The organism is Aerococcus mictus, from assembly GCF_003286595.3.
Taxonomy (GTDB): Bacteria; Bacillota; Bacilli; order Lactobacillales; family Aerococcaceae; genus Aerococcus; species Aerococcus mictus.
This window is the reverse complement of sequence record NZ_CP132985.1, coordinates 1,955,750-1,975,636: the sequence shown is the minus strand read 5'-3', so window position 1 is coordinate 1,975,636 and position 19,887 is coordinate 1,955,750. Positions and strand designations below refer to the sequence as shown.

Annotated in this window: 18 protein-coding genes and 3 pseudogenes; 19 read left to right on the top strand and 2 right to left on the bottom strand. The window is 39.7% G+C overall.

Going from position 1 to position 19,887, the window contains the following annotated elements:
* Positions 1–47: 47 nt before the first annotated feature.
* From DBT49_RS09085 to DBT49_RS09075, 3 genes are read left to right on the top strand one after another with little or no spacing between them, the layout of a single operon-like run.
* Entirely contained in the window at positions 48–332 is a 285-nt protein-coding gene (locus DBT49_RS09085; RefSeq protein WP_013669886.1) for a hypothetical protein, read from the top strand.
* On the top strand, positions 323–556 hold the full coding sequence (locus DBT49_RS09080) for a phage holin (RefSeq protein WP_013668939.1): 234 nt from the start codon (positions 323–325) through the stop codon (positions 554–556). Before DBT49_RS09085 ends, DBT49_RS09080 begins: the two co-directional genes overlap by 10 nt.
* Positions 531–1,382 carry a CHAP domain-containing protein gene (locus tag DBT49_RS09075; RefSeq protein WP_013669968.1) on the top strand — a complete coding sequence of 284 codons (852 nt, stop codon included), beginning with the start codon at positions 531–533 and terminating at the stop codon, positions 1,380–1,382. Before DBT49_RS09080 ends, DBT49_RS09075 begins: the two co-directional genes overlap by 26 nt.
* Before the next feature lie 48 nt (positions 1,383–1,430).
* Here the strand turns inward: DBT49_RS09075 and DBT49_RS09070 are convergent, their stop codons facing one another.
* Positions 1,431–1,952, bottom strand: a complete 522-nt coding sequence (locus tag DBT49_RS09070) for a TetR/AcrR family transcriptional regulator (RefSeq protein ID WP_013669113.1) — start codon at positions 1,950–1,952, stop codon at positions 1,431–1,433.
* A gap of 255 nt (positions 1,953–2,207) precedes the next feature.
* On the opposite strand from DBT49_RS09070, the gene DBT49_RS09065 reads away from it, so the two are divergent.
* From DBT49_RS09065 to DBT49_RS09050, 4 genes are all read left to right on the top strand, one after another.
* Positions 2,208–3,674, top strand: coding sequence for an FAD-dependent oxidoreductase (locus tag DBT49_RS09065; protein ID WP_070558906.1), 1,467 nt, complete (start codon positions 2,208–2,210; stop codon positions 3,672–3,674).
* Between the two features lie 11 nt (positions 3,675–3,685).
* A complete protein-coding gene (locus DBT49_RS09060) occupies positions 3,686–3,955 on the top strand; it encodes an FMN-binding protein (protein WP_013668802.1) in 270 nt (89 codons plus the stop codon).
* 221 nt (positions 3,956–4,176) lie between these two features.
* A complete protein-coding gene (locus DBT49_RS09055) occupies positions 4,177–4,935 on the top strand; it encodes an SDR family NAD(P)-dependent oxidoreductase (RefSeq protein ID WP_013669887.1) in 759 nt (252 codons plus the stop codon).
* 555 nt (positions 4,936–5,490) lie between these two features.
* On the top strand, positions 5,491–7,287 hold the full coding sequence (locus DBT49_RS09050) for an FAD-dependent oxidoreductase (protein ID WP_013668955.1): 1,797 nt from the start codon (positions 5,491–5,493) through the stop codon (positions 7,285–7,287).
* Between the two features lie 77 nt (positions 7,288–7,364).
* Here the strand turns inward: DBT49_RS09050 and DBT49_RS09045 are convergent, their stop codons facing one another.
* Positions 7,365–8,255: a LysR family transcriptional regulator gene (locus DBT49_RS09045; protein WP_013668611.1), complete on the bottom strand. Its 891-nt coding sequence runs from the start codon at positions 8,253–8,255 to the stop codon at positions 7,365–7,367.
* A 265-nt stretch (positions 8,256–8,520) separates the two neighbouring features.
* Between DBT49_RS09045 and aroE the strand changes: the two genes are divergently transcribed.
* From aroE to DBT49_RS08995, 12 genes and pseudogenes are all read left to right on the top strand, one after another.
* Entirely contained in the window at positions 8,521–9,402 is an 882-nt protein-coding gene (aroE, locus tag DBT49_RS09040; protein ID WP_013669708.1) for a shikimate dehydrogenase, read from the top strand.
* Positions 9,403–9,435: 33 nt separating this feature from the next.
* Entirely contained in the window at positions 9,436–10,653 is a 1,218-nt protein-coding gene (locus tag DBT49_RS09035) for an MFS transporter (protein WP_013668521.1), read from the top strand.
* Positions 10,654–10,667: 14 nt separating this feature from the next.
* Positions 10,668–11,426 (top strand): type I 3-dehydroquinate dehydratase, encoded by a 759-nt coding sequence (aroD, locus tag DBT49_RS09030; protein WP_013669859.1) that lies wholly within the window; start codon positions 10,668–10,670, stop codon positions 11,424–11,426.
* A 61-nt stretch (positions 11,427–11,487) separates the two neighbouring features.
* Complete coding sequence (locus DBT49_RS09025) at positions 11,488–12,846, top strand: CitMHS family transporter (protein WP_013668960.1); 1,359 nt, start codon at positions 11,488–11,490, stop codon at positions 12,844–12,846.
* A 227-nt stretch (positions 12,847–13,073) separates the two neighbouring features.
* Positions 13,074–13,805: pseudogene (locus tag DBT49_RS09020) on the top strand (MupG family TIM beta-alpha barrel fold protein).
* The gene (locus DBT49_RS09775; protein WP_081456591.1) at positions 13,806–14,066 is read left to right on the top strand and encodes a phospho-sugar glycosidase domain-containing protein; all 261 of its coding nucleotides are present in this window, start codon (positions 13,806–13,808) and stop codon (positions 14,064–14,066) included. It abuts the pseudogene before it with no gap.
* Between the two features lie 32 nt (positions 14,067–14,098).
* A pseudogene (murQ, locus tag DBT49_RS09015) lies at positions 14,099–15,015 on the top strand (N-acetylmuramic acid 6-phosphate etherase).
* Positions 15,012–16,474 (top strand): annotated as a pseudogene (locus DBT49_RS09010) (PTS transporter subunit EIIC). The pseudogenes murQ and DBT49_RS09010 overlap by 4 nt, the downstream one beginning before the upstream one ends.
* A 2-nt stretch (positions 16,475–16,476) precedes the next feature.
* Positions 16,477–16,719, top strand: a complete 243-nt coding sequence (locus tag DBT49_RS09770) for a MurR/RpiR family transcriptional regulator (protein WP_070558902.1) — start codon at positions 16,477–16,479, stop codon at positions 16,717–16,719.
* 46 nt (positions 16,720–16,765) lie between these two features.
* Complete coding sequence (locus DBT49_RS09005) at positions 16,766–17,287, top strand: MurR/RpiR family transcriptional regulator (protein WP_168163183.1); 522 nt, start codon at positions 16,766–16,768, stop codon at positions 17,285–17,287.
* A gap of 306 nt (positions 17,288–17,593) precedes the next feature.
* Complete coding sequence (locus tag DBT49_RS09000) at positions 17,594–19,030, top strand: Spo0B domain-containing protein (protein ID WP_041705800.1); 1,437 nt, start codon at positions 17,594–17,596, stop codon at positions 19,028–19,030.
* Between the two features lie 3 nt (positions 19,031–19,033).
* A complete protein-coding gene (locus tag DBT49_RS08995) occupies positions 19,034–19,771 on the top strand; it encodes a response regulator (RefSeq protein ID WP_111872455.1) in 738 nt (245 codons plus the stop codon).
* The last annotated feature ends 116 nt before the right edge of the window (positions 19,772–19,887 follow it).

Sequence of the window (19,887 nt, the reverse complement as noted above, 5' to 3'; positions counted from 1 at the left end):
AGGAAAAGATGAAGAAAAGGAAATAAACAAGGGAAGGAGTGAAGGGGATGACCCTGATTGAAATGGGAGGACTGGCCTCCGCCTTTGTGGCCATTATCACCCTGGTCAGTAAAATCATCCAGTTGATTACGGCTATCCAGCGCTTGATCACTCGTTTGGACGTGATGGCTGAGGAATTGAACCAACAAAAAGACCGGCAAGAGGCTCTCCATGAGCGGATCCAAGTGGTGGAGAAGACCTTAATGGAGACCGCCTTTCGCTTCCAGGCAGTGGATAAGCAGTTGACAACTTTAGTTGAAAGGGTAAAGGAGATGATGGCAGAATGCTTTTGAGTAATCAGACCTATGACCGCTTAAAGTGGGTCGCCTTGGTCTTGATGCCGGCCTTGGCGGTTTTAGTCAAGGGACTGGGCCAGGCCTATGGTTTTGTGGGAACGGATACAGTAGTCGTGACCTTGAATTTACTGGCGATCTTCTTGGGATCGCTCTTGCAATTGTCTAGTGAGGACTACCATAAGGGAGGTGGGGGCTATGGTTACCGCCCAGCAAGTGCTTAAAACGGCGCAAAAGTACCTGGGCATGACCATGGGGTCGACGTCCCATCGTGCTATGGTGGACCGCTATAACCGGGTCCTGCCCCGGCCGGTAGGGTATGTGGCCAAGTATAGTGACGACTGGTGTGATATTTTTGTAACGGCAGTCGGGGATGAAGCGGGAGCGACAGATTTGATTGGACGGGAATGCGGGGTTCAGCGCCATATTCATGTCTTTGCCGGCCTTGGCATCTGGCTGGGCCAGGTTTATCCCCAAGCCGGAGACATTGTTTGCTTTGACTGGGATGGAGGTGGATTTGCTGATCATATTGGTTTTGTCGAGGCCGTGACCGGGTCGACCATTACCACCATTGAGGGTAATGCCAGTCGCCGGGTGGCCAGGAACCGCTTTGCCTGGAATGATTGGCAGATCAAGGGCTATGCCCGGCCTAAGTATGGAAGGGTCAGGAAGGGGGCCGATAAAACCGTCGACCAGTTGGCTCAAGAAGTCCTGGACCGCCAGTGGGGTAACGGGGCTGACCGGAAACAGCGCTTAGAGTCCGCAGGTTATGATTACCAGCTGGTCCAAGACCGGGTCAACCAGCTCGTGGCTCAGCGTAACCTTGGTGAAGGCAAGACTGAGTCGGTGGAGGTTGGGGCTTCCGTTCGAGTCGCTGATTGGGCGACCCACTGGCAAACCGGGCAAAAAATCGCTGACTGGGTCAAGGGCCAGGTCTTTGCCGTGATGGCGCGTAAGCCGATCGACCACCCGCAGAGTGACTGGGCTTACTTGTTAAGTAACCGGGGAGTTGCCATTGGCTGGCTCTTAAGTCAGGATGTCGCGGCGTAGAAGATCGGTAGAGGAGGAAAGCAGCCTGTAGGGGCTGCTTTTTTTGAGTTAATCAATATTTAAAAAATCGGGTTTTACTATATCTAATTTAGTGTTTAAATCATCTAATTGATAATCTAAGTTATCCAATAGAATTTCTAAAATAATATAAGCGGCACCTTTTACATAAATTTTAAGAGCAAATAACTGTGTTTCACTTAACTTTTCATGATGATGATTATAATAGTACTTCTCACTAAAAGAGAAGAAATTATCAGATACATATCTAATAAAGTCATTGGGGTTGTGCTTGTAATAATTTAAGATCATAGCACGATACTTATCCTTTAATAATAATTCACCATGTAAATACATGATTTCATAATATGTCATCTCTTTTGAATTAAGGAAAATAATATCTGCCTGATATTGATAAAAAGAAATAACCAAATCATCAATATTTTGAAAAAAGCGATAGAATGTTGTTCTTGATATGTTTGAGAATTCACAAAAAGACTTTACAGTAGCATCCTGGTAAGTATCGTCTAAATAATCTTCAAAACGACTAAATAGATATAGGCGCGTGTTCATTGTGATCAACCTCATTTAATTTATTTGTGATTGAACATTTAAGCAGAAATGTTCATATTTGTAACATTTGAAATCATGTGAAGCTTTACACTTATTTTGCTTATATTATCATTATATCTGTAAAGATAGCTGATATAAAGACTTTAGAAACTGGAAATGGTGATGAAGTAAAATTAGTAACTCATTGAAAGGCATCCTGCTCAAAACGCCTATGAAGAAAAGAATGGTAAATAATTATTTTTAGGAGGTATACACATGGAGACGAAAGTGGTAAGTGACCAAGGAGAAGCGATCAATGAAACCTATGATACCGATATCTTGGTGGTCGGCGGAGGAATTTCTGGTTTAGCTGCTGCAGTAGAGGCAGGGCATCAAGAGGGCGTTGAAGTCCTTTTAGTTGAATCTAACGCTTATTGCGGTGGGAATGGAATGGGCGTTGAAGGGATGCTCGGTGTGGACTCAGTTATGCAAAAAGAAGCTGATATCCATTTGGATCCAGTTGAATTGATCGGCTATGAACATCAACAAGCCCAATATACCCCAAACGGGTCTTTATGGTTGGATTTAATATATAACTCAGCAGAAAATGTGCAGTGGTGTCTTGATCAAGGAGTGGAATATGATAAGGTAGATGACTATCATGGTACCTGTGTAGCGCCAACTTTCCACTGGTTTAAGGGTGGCGTTGCTTCCAAGGGCTATGTTCCGCAAATGAAGAAAAGAGCTGAGGAATTAGGTGTGAAATTCTTATTAGAAACTCCAGTTACTGGTCTAATCGAGGAAGATGGAAAAGTAGTAGGTGCCTATTCAAAAACTAAAAATAAAAATATTAAAATTAATGCAAAGGCTGTCATACTGGCAACTGGTGGTATCGGCGGTGATAAGGACTTAGTTCATCGTGCTGGTTGGAAGTTAGAAAATACGGTATTGACAGGTATGCCTAGCGTTAAAGGTGATGGTTATAAATTAGCTATGAGCGCAGGCGCTATGGATACCATTACCAACTCGTGTCAGTTGATTGTGAATTATATTCAAGCTTTGCCTTATGAAGGGGTTTACCCACACTATGATCTATTGAATGGAATGATGGGTCTACCTGCCGGAGGGCCGTTCTTATGGGTAAATCAAGATGGCGATCGCTTTGTTAATGAAAATATTCGTCAAACCAATATTATGTTACAGTCATTAGCCATTAACAGTAATAAAGTGGCATATATGATTTTTGATCAAGAAATCTATGACAATTTTACGAAAGATATCGAAAATGCTAAAGAAGTTTTAGAAAAAGCTGTTGAAGAAAATAAGGGGAATTCTTTATATAAAGCAGATACCTTTGAAGAATTAGCAGAAAAGGTTGGCTTACCTAAGGAAGAATTCTTAAGAACTGTTGATCATTACAATGAAATGGCTGCAGAAGGAAGAGATATTGATTTTGGTAAAGAAACAGATAAGTTAATACCAATAAATAAGGCGCCATATTATATTGCTCGGTTAGACTTTAACTATATCGTTGGTATTGGTGGGATCGGTAGCAATAAGTGGTTTGAGGTAATTGATGATCAATTTGATCCAATTCCTGGCCTATACGTAGCAGGAATGGATACAGCAATGCAATATCATGACGTCTATACCATTAATGTCGGTGGATCAGCTTGTGCCCATAATGTTAACTCAGGCCGTACCGCTGTTAAGAGTGCTAAACAATATATTGATTCTTTATAAGAGGTGTGAGTATGCTAAAAGATGGAGTTTATACTGAAACCGAGAAAGGTCAAATGAGTGATGTTACTGTAGAGGTGACCTTAGGCAATAATACAATTGAAACAGTTAAAATTCTAGAAGAAAATGAAACGCCGGGAATTGGAGATATTGCTTTAGAAAGAATTCCTCAAGCTATTATCGAAAAACAGTCCGTTGAAATCGATACTGTCTCGGGAGCAACAGTAACTTCTCAGGCCATTCTTTCTGCTGTAAAAAAAGTGTTAGAAAAAGCAAATGAATAGCGATATTAGGAAAATGATTTAATACTGTATCATGTTTGGCGCCAAAACCTAGTAAATGATGTTTTGGCGCCATTTTATTTTAAGGACCACTATCCTTTAAAATAACTGAAATGATTTTAGGTAAATTTTGTTGAAAGAAATGCTAAGGTCCCGTAATCGCTTTCTTTGTTAATTTTCCTTATAATGAAAGTATTACTAATGTTTTGAATGGAGGAATGTATATGTTTGATTTATCCAATCGTGTGGCCGTGGTGACTGGAGGTGGAACTGGAATTGGCAAGCAATTTGCGACCGCCTTGGCTAGTCAAGGGGCCAAAGTGGCTATCTTATCTAGACGTCAAGAAGTGCTCGACGAAGCCGCTAAAGAAATTGCAGAAAAGACCGGTTCTGAAATCTTCCCGATTTCAACCGATGTGACCGATCCTGAATCGATCAAGGAAACCCACCAAGCTATCTTAGATAAGTTTGGCAAGGTAGATATCTTAGTCAACAATGCGGGTGGCGGGAATAACGCGCCCCTGGCTGAAATTACCGATGAGGCTTGGCACAAGACCTTCAATTTGGATGTGGACGGGATGATGTACATGACCCGCGAATTTGGAGCCAAGATGGTGGAAAATGGCTACGGCCGTGTGATCAACATTGCCTCCATTCTCGGCTTTGGTGGCTTACCCGAGCTTCCGATTATTGACTATGCGGCGGCTAAGGGTGCGGTGGTTAACTTCACTCGGGCAGCGGCAACGGAATGGGCCACTACTGGTGTGACGGTTAACGCCATCGCCCCTGGTTTCTTCGCTTCTGAAGCCAACAATCCTGAGGCCATGGAGGCCATGAGTGACTTTATTGAAGTCAGAACCCCAATGAAGCGTCCAGGTAAACCTGGGGAATTAGCTAGTGCGGTGGTCTTCTTAGCAGCCGACGAATCCACTTATGTCACTGGTCAAATTGTTGGTGTTGATGGGGGCTGGACAGCGATTTAATTAGAGGTTTTGGTCCTATCTATTCTTTGTAGGAGATCTTGAAAAAAGCATTCGTTTGAAAACATGAAGAAGCCTTACTTGAAAATGATTACAAGTAAGGCTTTTTGTGACTGTTAAATATTCTCCGTCAGAAAACGCGGCGTATAGATATCTATGATCAATTCGCCTGTACACTGACTATTAATAGCGGAGAGAATGCTGATGCGTTTCTTCCGACTACCGGTGATACACATCTTGCGTTCAATTTGGGCAAAGTCTTTTTGTGCAACACTGATGCGGCGTTCTTCTAGTGTCCCTCAATTAGGGGAGTGAAGAGGGTCCTCTTATTAAGATTACTCTAGCAATGCTTGGTCAATTCTTGTAGGGCCTTTCCTCAGCCCACAGTGATCGTGTCACCTTCTTCAAGAATAGTATTTAATCAATAGAATCCTCCCTCTCCATTCATAATAAATATCAATGGATAAAAGCGCATTCATTCTTATTTTTAATCAATTCTCCATGTATAATAGAATTGATAATGTGAAATATATAATTTGTGAGAGGAGTCGACAGACAATGGGAGAAAATATTCAATTTACCCCAGGGAAATACAAAACAAAGGCGAAAGGACATAATAGCGTCTTAGATATGCTGGTGACTTTTTCAGATTCAGCGATCCAAACTATAGATATCGATCAGTCATCCGAGTCGGAAGGACTCTCAGATAAGGTCTTTGAAATCATCCCCCAACAAATTGTTGATTACCAAACTTTAAATGTTGATACTGTGTCAGGAGCGACAATTTCTAGTTTGGGAATAATTGAAGGGGTTTCAGAAGCGGTCAAAGAAGCAGCTGGAGACCAGGCTGTGGAAGTCTTAAAAAATCGTCCTAAACCAGTCATTGAAAAATCTGATGAAAGTATCGAAAAAAATACCGACCTGGTCGTTGTTGGTGGGGGAGCAGCCGGTATCAGTGCTGCGCTTAGGGCCTCACAGCTGGGACTTAAAGTTATCCTTGTTGAGAAACAAAGTTTCATCGGTGGAGCCATCTCGATTAGTGGGGGGAATCAAGTCGTTTATGGCTCACATCTACAGAAAGACTTAGGCGTTACTGAAGATAGTGCAGAAGCCATGGTTGAAGATTTTAAAGCCAACGGTAACTATGAAAATATCGACGAATTGATTGAACTTTTGGCCAACAATGTTGGTGAAACCACCGACTGGCTCAATCAAGATATCGGCGTTCAATACGATACCGAAGAAGGACTGCATAACCTACCTGAGTATGCCTATGACCGTGAGCTTGCCTATGAAGACGGTGGTCACGGTTTTGCAACCACTGCCCGTCAAGCCTTAGAAGCTAGTGATGTTTTTGTGCTCAAAGAGACTCGAATGAAAGAACTCTTACTGGATCAAGCCGATGCTGTTTCCTCTGCTTCCGTAAGTGGGGACTCTGACTCTGCCATTCCGCAAGTTGTTGGTGTTAAAGCCCTTGCTGAAGACGGAACTACTTATATTCTTCATGCTAAGAATGTCATTTTAGCTAGCGGAGGCTACGGAAATAACAAAGAGCTTCTCTCTGAAGAATTAAAAGAAGTCCTTTATTATGGCCCCGCATCTTCAACTGGAGATGCGATTAAAGTCACCGAAGCTGTGGATGCTGGGACTAGAATGATGAATTACGGGAAAATTTATCCGAATGGGATCGAAGTTTCTCCGGGACGTGCTAAATCTACTATTGGAGGAAATATTCCGGTCTTAAAAATGAACGGTATCTTAGTTAATGACCAGGGGCAACGGGTGATTAACGAGAGAGCCACTAACCATGACGTTTTAAATGCTTTAATGGCAGAAGACCATAAGATTCTTTATCTCTTACTGGATGCCGAGCGTTTTGCTATTTTCCAAGAGGGAGTGGCTGAAGGTGGGATATCTAAGGCAGATATCGACAATTGGCTGGCCCAAGATGGTGAATCGACTCCCTTCTTCATTAAAAGGGACTCTTTACAGGAGCTTGAAGACAAGCTAGATTTTCCAGAAAATAATTTAGTTGAAACGGTTAAGGCCTTTAACCAAGCTGTCGAAACGAAAGAGGACCCTCTAGGCCGAGAAGAGATATTCTTAGAAGAAAAGATCTCCAATGAAGGCCCTTACTACCTTATTGAACAAAAACCGCGCTTTGCGACCACCATGGGTGGGCTAGTCGTCAACAGTCGACTACAAGTTGAAAATAAGGATGGTAAGGTAATCCCAGGACTTTACGCAGCTGGTGAAGTGGTTGGTGGAGTAATGGGTACCGACTCGCCTTCAGGAGCCAATAATGCCTGGGCCTTAACTTCAGGGAAATTAGCTGCAGAAGCGGTTGCTGAATAATTTAAAAGGACTAGCAATTAGACAGTTCTCCTTACGATTAGGGGGAACTGTTTTTTTAATAGTTCTTTTTGGATATTTTATAGTGAGACTTCCTTTATATATGTAATAAAATCTTCGACGACAGGGGCATGATAAATATCATTGCGGTAGACCATATAGTAGGAACGTTTATAGTCGAAATTCTTAATTGGGAGTATGGCTAAAGGATAGTTATTCAATACCTTATTATTAGCGATATAAGCAATGCCAAATCCTTCTGCGACCAGTCCGGCGACAGTTTCATCCTCATCGACTTCCAAAGAAATACCAATACTATCCCGGATGTTTAAATCGTTGGTAATTTTATCAATAATTGTTCGCATCCCTGCTTTTTTAGAGAACCATATCTGAGGATAGGCTAGAGTTTCAAAGATATTGACCGCTTTTTTTGCGGCTAAGGGATGGTCTTTAGATGTGATAAGAACAATATTTTCTTCAGCAATTTTGACAAAGGAGAGGCTGGGATCATTAACATTAATCTTTGTACAAAAGGCCAAATCGGTCTTTTTATTTTGGACATTTTTTATCATTTCACCGCTTAGTCCGTGAGCATTACTAAATTCAAAGCTGATATTTTTTTCGGGATTTTGATCAATGAATTGTCTTGCTAAATGAGGAACTAAGTTACTTAGAACTCTTAGTAAATTTAGACGCACTAATCCCTCACCATGGCCCTCCTTTTCTGCCTTGGTGATAGCTAAGTCAAGAATAGCTAATAATTCAGTCACATGTCTAAGAAAGTTATTACCTACTCGTGTGATTTTGACATTACGACCGTCTTTTTCAAATAGTTGAATACCTAACTCTGTTTCTAAGGACTTAATAGCATTACTGAGTGTGGGCTGAGTGATACGTAATTCCTTAGCAGCTAAGGTGTAGTGTTCATATTTAGCGAGGGTAACGAAATATTTTAGATGGTAAAGATTCATAACTAATCACTTTCTATTGTACTTTTATTCACTAACTTTTTAAAAGAAATTAAATTTATTAGATGATATAAAACCGACTCAGCTTAAGCGGTTACAATATTAAAAATAAAGAACATAGCATATTATAACTTCTTTCTATAATTTAGCATGATTCATTCAATAAATCTATAGATTAAAGGGTTATTATCAATTTGTTATTTGTGAATGTGAAAACTATAATTTGAATAGAAAGTAAATTATGAAAAAAGAGAAAGAGGTTATACGAATGACAGAACGTTTAGACGGACATACCTTATTAATTTCCTTATTAGCAACACCTATTAGACATAGTAAATCACCAACGATGCATAACGAAGCCTTTGCCAAGCTAAAACTTCCTTATGCCTATCTTGCTTTTGAAGTAGGAAATGACGAATTAGCCGATGCGATTCAAGGTATCCGGGCTTTAGGGATTCGCGGTTCAAATATTTCTATGCCTAATAAGCAAAAAGTTATTCCTCTCTTAGATGAACTTGATGAAAGTGCTGAATTGATTGGTGCTGTTAATACAGTAACCAATAAAGATGGGAAAGGGCACCTCGTTGGCTATAACACAGATGGTGTTGGAGCGATGAAGGCTTTAGCTGAAGAAGGCGTTGAAGTCAAAGATGCTACAGTAACCTTAGTTGGATGTGGTGGTGCAGGGACAGCTATTGCGGTACAAGGCGCTCTAGATGGAATTAAAGAATTACATATCTTCAACCAAGATGATGAATTCTACCCTAACGCAGTGAGTGTGGCTGAACGAATTAATCAAAAAACGAACTGTAAAGCGACTGTTGAATACTTAGAAAATCGTGAAGCGCTGAAAGAAGCCATGGATAAGAGCAGTATCTATATTGATGCCAGTGGAGTAGGGATGCATCCGCTTGAAAATGAGTCCGTGATTACTGATCCAAGCTTCTTACGTGAAGACTTAGTGGTCTTTGATACTGTTTATTCACCTGCAGAAACAGAATTATTAAAATTTGCCAAGGAACATGGCGTTAAAAAAGCAATCAATGGTTTAGGCATGATGCTTTATCAAGGAGCAGTAGCTTTCAAACACTTCTGTGGTGAAGACATGCCAGTTGAATATATCCACGAATTACTCTTTAAGGATAATTAAATGCTACTTTAATGAAGAAAGTGAGGAAGTAAAATGAGAAATAATCGTTACTTGCCCACAGCCTTAGGATTATATATTAACTATATTATCCATGGTATGGGGGTAATCATCATTTCCCAGAACCAGAACATGCTCATGGAGCAATGGGGTACTGATTTAGCGGGTATCGGTTCAGTGATTGGTTGGTTAGGTATTGGTCGTTTGATAGCTATTGTTATTTCTGGACCACTCTCAGATAGATTTGGGCGGAAACCTTTTGTTTATTTGGGAATGGCAACCTACATGGCTTATTTCTTAGGACTTATTTATAGCCATAGCGTAGCCATGGCCTCTGTTTTTGCCTTAATTGCTGGTTTATCTAACTCATTCCTAGATTCAGGAACATATCCAGCTTTAATGGAATCCTTCCCTGAAAATGCTGGGACAGCAAACGTTTTGATTAAAGCTTTTGTACAAATTGGTCAATTCCTCTTGCCATTGATCATTGGTTTCTTAACCAATAACTCCCTATGGTTCGGTTGGTCATTTATTATTGCCGTAGCTGTTTTAGGAATTAATATGTTAACCATGTGGAGAATGCCTTTCCCGGATGAGGATGCTAAAGAACAAGCGGAAGAAACCGGTGGCGATGACTTTGTTTCTGCAGTTAAATTTAAATCAAAACCTAAATGGTATATAGAAGGAATCGCCTTTGTAATCTATGGCTTTATTTCCCAAGCTACCTTTTACTTAATTTCGCAATCATTAAATACTTATGGACAAATGGCAGCGGGTTTATCAATGAATGAAGCCAATGCTTTGATGTCTTATTACTCAGTAGGATCCTTACTCTGTGTCTTCGTGACAGCTGTTGTCGCGACAAAAGTACGTTCAGTAAAACTTGTTGCAGGCTATACTTTCATGTCTTTAGTTGCTGCCGTTTTGATGTGGCTATACCCAACGCCATTGATGCTTAAAGTTGGTGCCGCAATGATTGGATTCTTTGCTGCTGGTGGTGTTATGCAGTTAGGCTTAACGGTTATGGGAGAAATGTTCCCTCAAGGAAAAGGTACCGTCACCAGTATCTTCTATACCTTTGGGAGTGTCGCTTCATGGCTCATCCCTAATATCAGTCCTTGGTTAATTGAAAATTATGATATAAGCGCTGTGATGTTATTTGAAGTCATTATCGCTGCGATCGGATTTATCATCGGTGTGATTATCTTTATCCGTTACTATCAAGTCGTTGATACTAGCGAAATGCCAGAATAAAAGAAGGAGCAATTATGAAAGAAGTAGTCGTTAAAGACGTTACTATCGGAAAGGGTCGGCCTAAGGTCATTATTCCAGTAGTAGCTAATAGCGAGAAAGCAATTATCGATACTTTCTCAAAGATCAACCAAGAACCCTGCGATTTAATTGAATGGCGAATTGACCATTTCGATGACGTCTTAGAAGAAGGCGCTGTGGCTGCTCTAAGTCACAAATTGAAAGGAGCTTGTCCCAAGCCATTGTTAATTACTTTCCGTACGCAACATGAAGGCGGCGCATGCCAATTGGATGATGAGGGCTATCAAAAACTCTATCAGACCATTATTGCAGAAGCAGATTTTGAATTATTGGATATCGAAATGATGATGCCTGAAGACATGGTAACTACACTTATTGATCGGGCTCATCAAAAAGGGATTAAAGTGATTCTAAGTAATCATGATTTTGACAAAACACCGAAAAAGGAAACCATTATCGATCGCCTATCAAGGATGGAAGAAAAAGGTGCTGATATCGCAAAAATTGCGGTTATGCCTAATGAAAATGCAGATGTCGTGACTCTGCTTAATGCCACCTTTGAGCGTTATCAAGTTGCTGAAACACCTTTAATCACCATGTCTATGGGGCAACTAGGGATGGTCAGTCGTTTAGCTGGCGAACTCTTTGGGTCTCAAGCAAGTTTTGGTGCCCTAGGCCAGGTTTCCGCGCCGGGCCAAGCACCCGTAGAAGATTTGCATAATGTTCTTAATTTATTGACATTAAATGCGGAATAATCCATGCAAGTAAAAGCCGCTTTCTTATGGAGAGCGGCTTTTTGGGGAAGGAGGAAGAATTGTGTTAGCCATTATTGCCTTATTGATGATTTGTACCTTTGTTTATTTCCTATTAAGTCAAAAATTAACAGTTGTTGGGTCCTTACTCATTATTCCTTTGGTGTTTGGACTTGGAATCGTTTTATTTACTGATAGTGGATTAGAAGCAGTCTTTAAGTGGATCTATGAAGGGGTATTCTATAGTATCGATGATGTGACTGGTGAAATTGTTTCCGGGGTTGCACCAGCGGTCTTCTTGATATTATTTGCTATTTTCTATTTTAATATGATGCTAGACGTAGGTCTCTTCGATCCTATTATTGAATTTTTTATTAAAGAAATGCGTGGGGACCCTTTACGAGTAACTATACTGACCGTTTGTTCATCGATTGCTGTTTCATCGACAGGGGACACCACTACGGCAGTTATCATTTTACTGGCTGCTTTTGTGGACTTGTATAAACAAATGGAGATGCGTTTACCTATACTGGCTTTATTAATAATTGGGCCTAATACTATTCTCAATATGCTTCCTTGGGGCGGACCGGCTGCGGTCATTTCCTCAGCTTTAAATATTGAATTAATGGATCTTTCTTTTGCTCTGTTTCCAGGGATGACTGGGGGTATCTTGTATACCATTTGTCTGGCCTTCTATTTCGGTTGTAAGGAACGTCAACGCCTCAATTTTGATAAGGAGGACAAGCTAGATGAAGGCCAAAAAGAAAAAATGCTGGCTTCTATTCGTAATCGTCGAGTAGAGTACAAACGCCCTCACTTGTATTGGGTGAATTTATTATTAACTTTAACTATTATTGGACTACTCATGCTAGGCTATGGGCATGGTTCAGTTCTCTTTCTTTTAGGAAGTATCATTGGAGCAACAATCAACTTTGGAGATTCTAAAATTGTTATGGATCGGATTCGTGAATATGTAGCTGGTGCCATTGCTCCACCAATGGCGACATTAGGTGCAGGTGCCTTTAGTGGGATTCTCTATGGTTCTGGAATGTCTCAGGCCTTAGCTTTCGGAGTAATTAAGGCGATTCCAAGGTTCTTAGGCCAGCATATGGCCTTAGTATATACTTTAATTACCATTCCAGGTTTAGTCTTCCTACCGCAAGAAGCTTATTATTTTGGAATTTCGAGTGTGATGGTAAATGTTATGGAACAATTCGGCGTTACACCTTTACAAACGGGAGTAGCTTCTATGATTCCTCAAGCTTTTGGGATGATATCTCCAATTATTCCTGCCCTGTATATTTTAACCGCACAAACCCAACAAACTTTCTTTGAATACCAAAAACGCTACATTAAATATCTCTGGCCTATTTTCGCTATCTTCTGCATCATCTATATATTAACTGGTAGTTTACCGGTATAAAGAATAACCGATAAGTACTGAGCGAAGCGGTACTTATCGGTTTTTTAGTTTTGATAACTTAAAATATATTTTAATTATATGTAAAATTTTTCCTGTAATATGTTAAGTTTATTGAAATACTTTTCCGCTAACGTATCATTATAAATGTAAGCGTTTTAAAAGATAGAGGAAAAGATGTTTGGGTTTTCTGTTTATTTAAATAGTAATTTAAGTCATGAAGATAGAGCATATATTGGAAGCATGAAACAGGGAGGTTTTCAAGGAGTTTTACTTCGATACAGATTCCAGAGGGAAATCAAGAAAAGTATTTCAAACGGCTGCAAGATTTAGCTAGCCTTTGTAAAACGCTACAGCTTAGTTTAATGGTAGATATGTCATTAGCTTCATTAGAGAAGATTGGCATCAGTTTGGACAAGGTTGAAGTTTTAACTCAATGGGGAATTACTGGAATACGATTAGATGATAGATTTTCTAACGAAGTCATTGCAAAATTGACTCACAAAATTCATTTAGGGATAAATGCTTCAACTATTGAAGAAAATGATATCAAGGAAATTATTGCCAACGGAGCAGATAAAGAGTATATCGCTGCTTGGCAAAATTACTATCCTCGTCCTTATACCGGACTCGGAGAGGATTACTTTATGCAAAAAAACTAGCTGTTTCATCAGTATGGTTTAACGGTGCAAGCCTTCGTTCCTGGAAATCAACCTTATCATGGACCGGTATACCAGGGTTTACCTACCCTTGAGAGGTTAAGAGGGAAGAAACCTTTTGTGGTTAGTTTAACTATGCTTAAACAATATAATGTTGACCAGGTTTATCTAAGCGATCCTTATTTATCAAAGCAAAATTTAGAACAATTTTCCTATTATATAAAAGATGGAATTATTCTCTTACAAGGCTCTTATGATGATAATTATAAAAGCGCTAAGGACCCCTACTTTCAAGAGGTTTAGATGTGTCGTCCAGATGTTAGTGAATACGTAGTCAGGAGTCAATGTGCTAGAGGAAAAATTACAGATTCTATTGAACCTTCCAATCAAACCTTTCGAAACAAGGGGAGCATCACGGTCGATAACAACTTAGCTGGTAGGTATGAAGGGGAATTTGAAATTATCAAGAAAGATCTACCTAGTACCCCTTCGTGCCCCTTCAGTCAATGTGATCGGATTGATTACTTCGGAAGATACTCCCCTAATCCAATTTATCGGCAGTAAGCAAAAGTATTTAATCCAATGGAGATGATTTCATGTCTAAGGAAGATTTAGCAAAATTAACTACAGAAACAAGAATAAGTCTACTTTTAGTCTTGATAAGTTATCTGTGTTAGAAGTATTAAAAACTATGAACACGAAAAATGATAATGTTCAGAGCGCCATAAGCAGGGTCTTGCCCAAGATTGAAGCAGCTATTCAAATGATTGTTGATTCCTTTAATCATGATGGACGCTTAATCTATATGGGCGCTGGGACGAGTGAACGGCTTGGGGTTTTAGATGCGGCAGAATGTGTCCCTACCTTTGGAACCTCTCCTGATATGGTGGCTGGTCTCATTGCTGGGGGCGAACGAGTAATGACAAAAGGCGTTGAAGGAGCCGAAGATGATGAAAAGTTAGGAAAAAATGATTTAAAAGATATTAAGCTAAGTCCGCTAGACACTGTAGTAGGGATCAGTGCCAGTGGAAGAACGCCCTATGTTATGGGCGGTTTAAAATATGCCAATCAGCTTGGCGCTAAGACGATTGCGCTCTCTTGCAATGATGAATCAGTAATTTCTGCACTAGCTAAAATAAGTATTGAAGTAATCGTTGGACCAGAAATATTAACTGGATCTACTCGACTCAAAGCAGGAACAGCACAGAAATTGGTTTTGAATATGTTATCAACGGTTTCAATGATCCAAATTGGTAAGGTTTACCAGAATTTAATGATCGATATTAATGTCACCAATGAAAAATTAGAAGATCGGGCGACAAGAATTATCAGTAATATTACTGAAGCTTCTTATGAGCAAGCACATGAGGCATTAGTAGCTAGTCATTTTAATGTGAAGAATGCGGTCGTGATGTTAGCTGAAAAAGTTTCTTTTGAAGAATCTCAAAATTTACTCCAAAAAGCAGATGGTTTTATATACAAAATTATTGAAGGCGAGGCTAGGGAAAAATGAGTAAAGAAGAACGCTTAGCAAAGAATATTTTTGAATATATTGGTGGAAAGCAAAATACAAATAAAATCTATAATTGCATGACACGGATTCGGATTGATATTAAGGATTTTCAAGCAGTGAACCTATCAGCCCTAGAAGAAGAGGAGGGCATCTTAGGAATAGTTAAGGACGACAATACGCTTCAAATTGTTGTTGGCCCCGGTATCTCACAAAAAGTAGCTGATGAAATGAACGAATTAAGTGGAATTTCACATACGGAAAGGATTGATGAAAATTTAGATCCTCATTTGACTAGTAATCGCTCTCATTCAGAAGAAATTGCTAATCAAAATAAGAAAAAAATAAACCTTCGTATTTTAAATCTTTTACTAGTACCATAGCGAGTGTCTTTGTTCCGCTAATTCCTGCTTTTGTAGGTGCCGGTATTATTGGGGGGATTGCCTCGGTATTTCAAAATCTCATAACTGCCGGTAATTTAGATGCGGCGACTTGGGGTAGTGCTGTAACCATACTAAATATTATTAAAAATGGCCTCTTTGCCTATCTCAATATTTATGTGGGGATTAATGCAGCCAAAGTATTTGGGGCTACTGAAGGTTTAGGGGGAATTGTTGCTGGAATCATTTATCTAACAGGAATGACGCCAGAAAATCCCTTAAAGAATATATTTACCGGTCAAACCCTAGCTCCAGGACAAGGGGGGATTATTGGGGTACTTTTAGCTGTATTCCTACTATCAATCGTTGAAAAGCAATTGCGGAAGTTTGTTCCAGATTCCCTAGATATTATTGTTACGCCAACGCTTTCCCTATTAACAGTAGGCTTAATGACGATCTTTTTAATTATGCCAATCGCTGGTTGGGTTTCAGCTGGCTTAGTGGGTGTGGTGAATTGGGTACTCAATGTTGGAGGAGCCTTTAGTGGCTTTATTCTCGGGGCCATCTTCTTACCTTTAGTGATGTTTGGACTACACCAAATACTCACACCAATCCATATTGAAATGATCAATGCACCTGGATCCACACAGCTCTTGCCAGTATTAGCGATGGCAGGTGCAGGTCAAGTTGGAGCTGCTTTAGCGCTATGGCTTAAATGTCGTCGTAATGGTCGATTAGTCAATATTATTAAAGGGAGCCTACCTGTCGGGATTTTAGGTATTGGTGAACCCTTGATTTATGCCGTCACCTTACCGTTAGGTCGTCCTTTTATCACTGCATGTATTGGTGATGGTATCGGAGGTGCTGTTGTTGGAAGAATAGGCAGTGTTGGTGCGACAGCAATTGGTCCTAGTGGTGTCGCATTGATCCCATTAATTGCTGATGGAAAATGGATGGCTTATGCTTTAGGCTTGCTCGCTGCTTATGCTGGAGGCTTCGTGGCGACTTACTTTTTTGGTGTGCCGAAAGAGGCACAGAATGCTGATTCATTTAGTAAAAACGCTAAGATAACGGGTAGATAGTCATGTCCAATTATTTTTTATTAGGTATTGAAGAAAAATTGACTAAGCTGTCGGGGTCTGAAGCTCAGGTTGGGAGATATATTATTGAACATGCTGATGACGTCATTCAAATGAATGTCAAAGAACTCGCCAGAGAGTCTGGTCCCAGTATCTCTACTGTGGTACGCTTTTGTCAGTCTATTGGGACTGAAGGGCTATTCGCAGTTAAAAATAAAACTGTCTTCAGAGAGTCAATTAGTTGTTGAAGAGGGACTAACGGATATTAAACCTGGGGAAAATTTAGAAAATATCATGACAATGTTATTGAAAGAGTCTTATTATAATTTTAGAGAAACCAGTCAATTAATTAATGAAGATGCTTTAGATCAAATTATTCATCTGATGATTAATGCACCGATTATTTATTGCTATGGTTTGGGTGCTTCACATCTTGTCGGTGAAGATTTAGTGCAGAAATTTGCTCGAGTAGGAAAAACAATATTAAATTATGAGGATTCCCATCAATTGGCTTCAGCCATGGGAACGGCCTTTAAGGATTCTCTTTTTCTACTCATTTCCTATTCTGGTCAAACCCACGAAGTGATTGAATTAGCTAATCTGGCTCATGAATTAAATATCAAAGTCATTGTAATGACATCAAGCTCAGGGAATAACTTACAAAAACAAGCAGATTACCAGCTCTTAGTCGCTCAATATCGTGAAGCGTCTCTGCGTGCTGGAGCAATGATCTCCTTACTGAATCATCTATTCTTAAATGATATCTTATTTCTATATTTCCTATCGACTACGTATAAAAAACTCTTACTAGTTTAGAAACCAGTCGTCATGGAGTAGAGGAGCTAGTGAATATACGTCGTCAAAAGTGATTAAATATTTTTTATATATAATACATTTAAATAAAAAGCTATGAATATGATATTTACGTCTCTAGGGGTATGAGGGTAGATAATGACATAGCTTTTTTGTGTTTTAGAGGTTAAGAAATTATTTCATTCAATGGTGTTTTATTTTATTATAATATATAGTTTTGCTGATAAAGATTAACCCAGCCAGGTGATTCATATGCTCTCTCTAAGAAAAACTTTTCATAAACATAAGCTGCTGCTTCGACTCCTATACATGACCTTTACTTTAGTGATTGTTACCTTATTAATCATGTTTTTTATCTTAACTCGGTCCAGTAAGCAGACCATTGTCGATTCTCAAGCGGACATGTTGTTAAAAGTGGGCCATGAAATTGCGGACGATCCCTTTATCCAGTCCTCTGCTGAAGATACGCATTTTTCCCAGCAGATTATCGACTATGCCTCTGCTGAAGAAGCTCGCTTTGGCTTGGATTATGTGGTGATAATGACTAAGGATAGTACCCGACTAACCCACCCCAACCGTCATTTAATTGGAAGTCCCTTCCAGGGAGAACAAGACCAGTATGATGCCCTCAATGGTAAATCCTATACCCGGACAGGGCAAGGCCCTATGGGGCGGTCGATGCGTGCCTTTGTCCCTATCCTCAATCAAGAGAATCAAGTGGTAGGCGCAGTAGCTTTAGGGATCATGTTGCCCAAGTTAAATCTCTTATTCGATCAGGCTAGACACACAGTGATCAGTTCTATCTTGGTCGCCTTTCTTGTGGCAGGGATAATGGCCATTTGGTTGGCTTATTCCTTAAAGAACCGCATGTTGGGAATGGAACCTGAAGAAATTGCCCAGGTAGTGGAAGAGCGCAATGCCATGTTTAATTATACCGATATGGCTATCCTAATCACTGATCCAAAAGGGAAAATCCGTTTTGAGAATAATAGTGCAATCACCTATATTGGCAACTATCTCAACCAACCTTATTCTGCAATTTTCCCTAATTTAAAGGTAAAGGACAAGGCATTTATGTCTTTGATTAAGTCGGTCAACGAGGATGAATATGTCGGTTCTGTGGCTCCGATTATTGTCAACCGGGAGAAACGAGGCTATCTTTTTATATTACGTAATGCTTTAGAAGTGATTGATTTAGTTAACCAGCTGGAGAATTCCCACTACTTTGCCAAGCAATTAGTCAAGCAGAACCATGATTTTCTCAATAAAGTTCATGTTATCTATGGCCTAACTGATTTAGGGGAATATAAGGAATTAAAGAGTTATTTGCAAGACTTAATTAGTGATAAGAGCCACTTCAATCAAAATGTGCAGCTATTGATTAACAATCCCACCATAGCGGGCTATTTACTCCTAGGCGCTAATCACTATTCCACTTATCGGCAGATCACTGTGAAGGATGAAATTCCCGAAGCCCAAAATTTTAGTCAGAATAATGAATGGCTGAAAATCACCAATACGATTGAAGAAAGCTTAAACCAGCTTCAAGACACGGTGAAAATTGACATTGAACTGGAATATGTCAATGATCATTTATTGACTTCATTCTATTTATATCCTGACCAAGGTCTTTACCATAAAGTCGCTAAGGTCTTAGATCAAGTACACAATGATTTTGATAAGGTGAAAATAAATAATAAGAGAAACTACTTTGTTTTAAGCTATCAAGTGCAATATGGAGGCTAAGTGATGTATAAAGTAATGCTTGTTGAAGATGACCGCATGGTTCAAGCCATTAACAAACAATATGTCGAAAAAGTGTCAGGCTTTGAAGTAACTGCGGTGACAGAAAGTTACCAAGAGGCCCTTGATCAGTTAGCTGAGGACCATTTCGACCTTTTGTTAATTGATGATCATTTGGACGATTTCCAATCACCCGGTATGCAGCTGGTTGAATATTTGGCTACTCGTGACCAGCATCCGGGAGTAATCATGTTAACGGCTCAAAACGCCAAATCAGCCATTCAAAAGGGCTTAAATTTAGGGGTGCAGGACTATATTCTCAAACCCTTTACCTTTGAACGCTTAGAAAGTAGTTTGCTTCGGTTTAAAAAGGAAAGAGAGTTATTAAATCAAGAGGAGGAGATTGACCAAGACATCTTGGACCAATTATATGGTTATCCGGATGACTTAGGTGCCGACAACCGTTTAGCGGAGTCTGCTAATATGGAAATGAGTGATAGTATCGAAAAGGGTCTGACCTTTTCCACCATGGAAGTCATTGCCGCGTCCATCGAAAGCCAAGATTGTGAATCTTTTACTATTCCCCAAATCACTCAGAAAAGCCAACTCTCCCATGTGACGGTGCGTAAATATATCCATTATCTGGTTAAAAAGGGCTATCTGAAGACCTTCCAATACTATGGAACAACTGGGCGGTCTACTATTCATTACCAACAAGTCCACCCCTTGGATAGAAGTTTGTGAAAAGTCTCTTAAATTACTTAAAAAACTTTCATTTAATTAAATAATATTTCCTAGCTCCTCTATATAAACTAGAATTCAACTATAGAGTTTATCGATAAGTTCTTGTGAATTTTTTA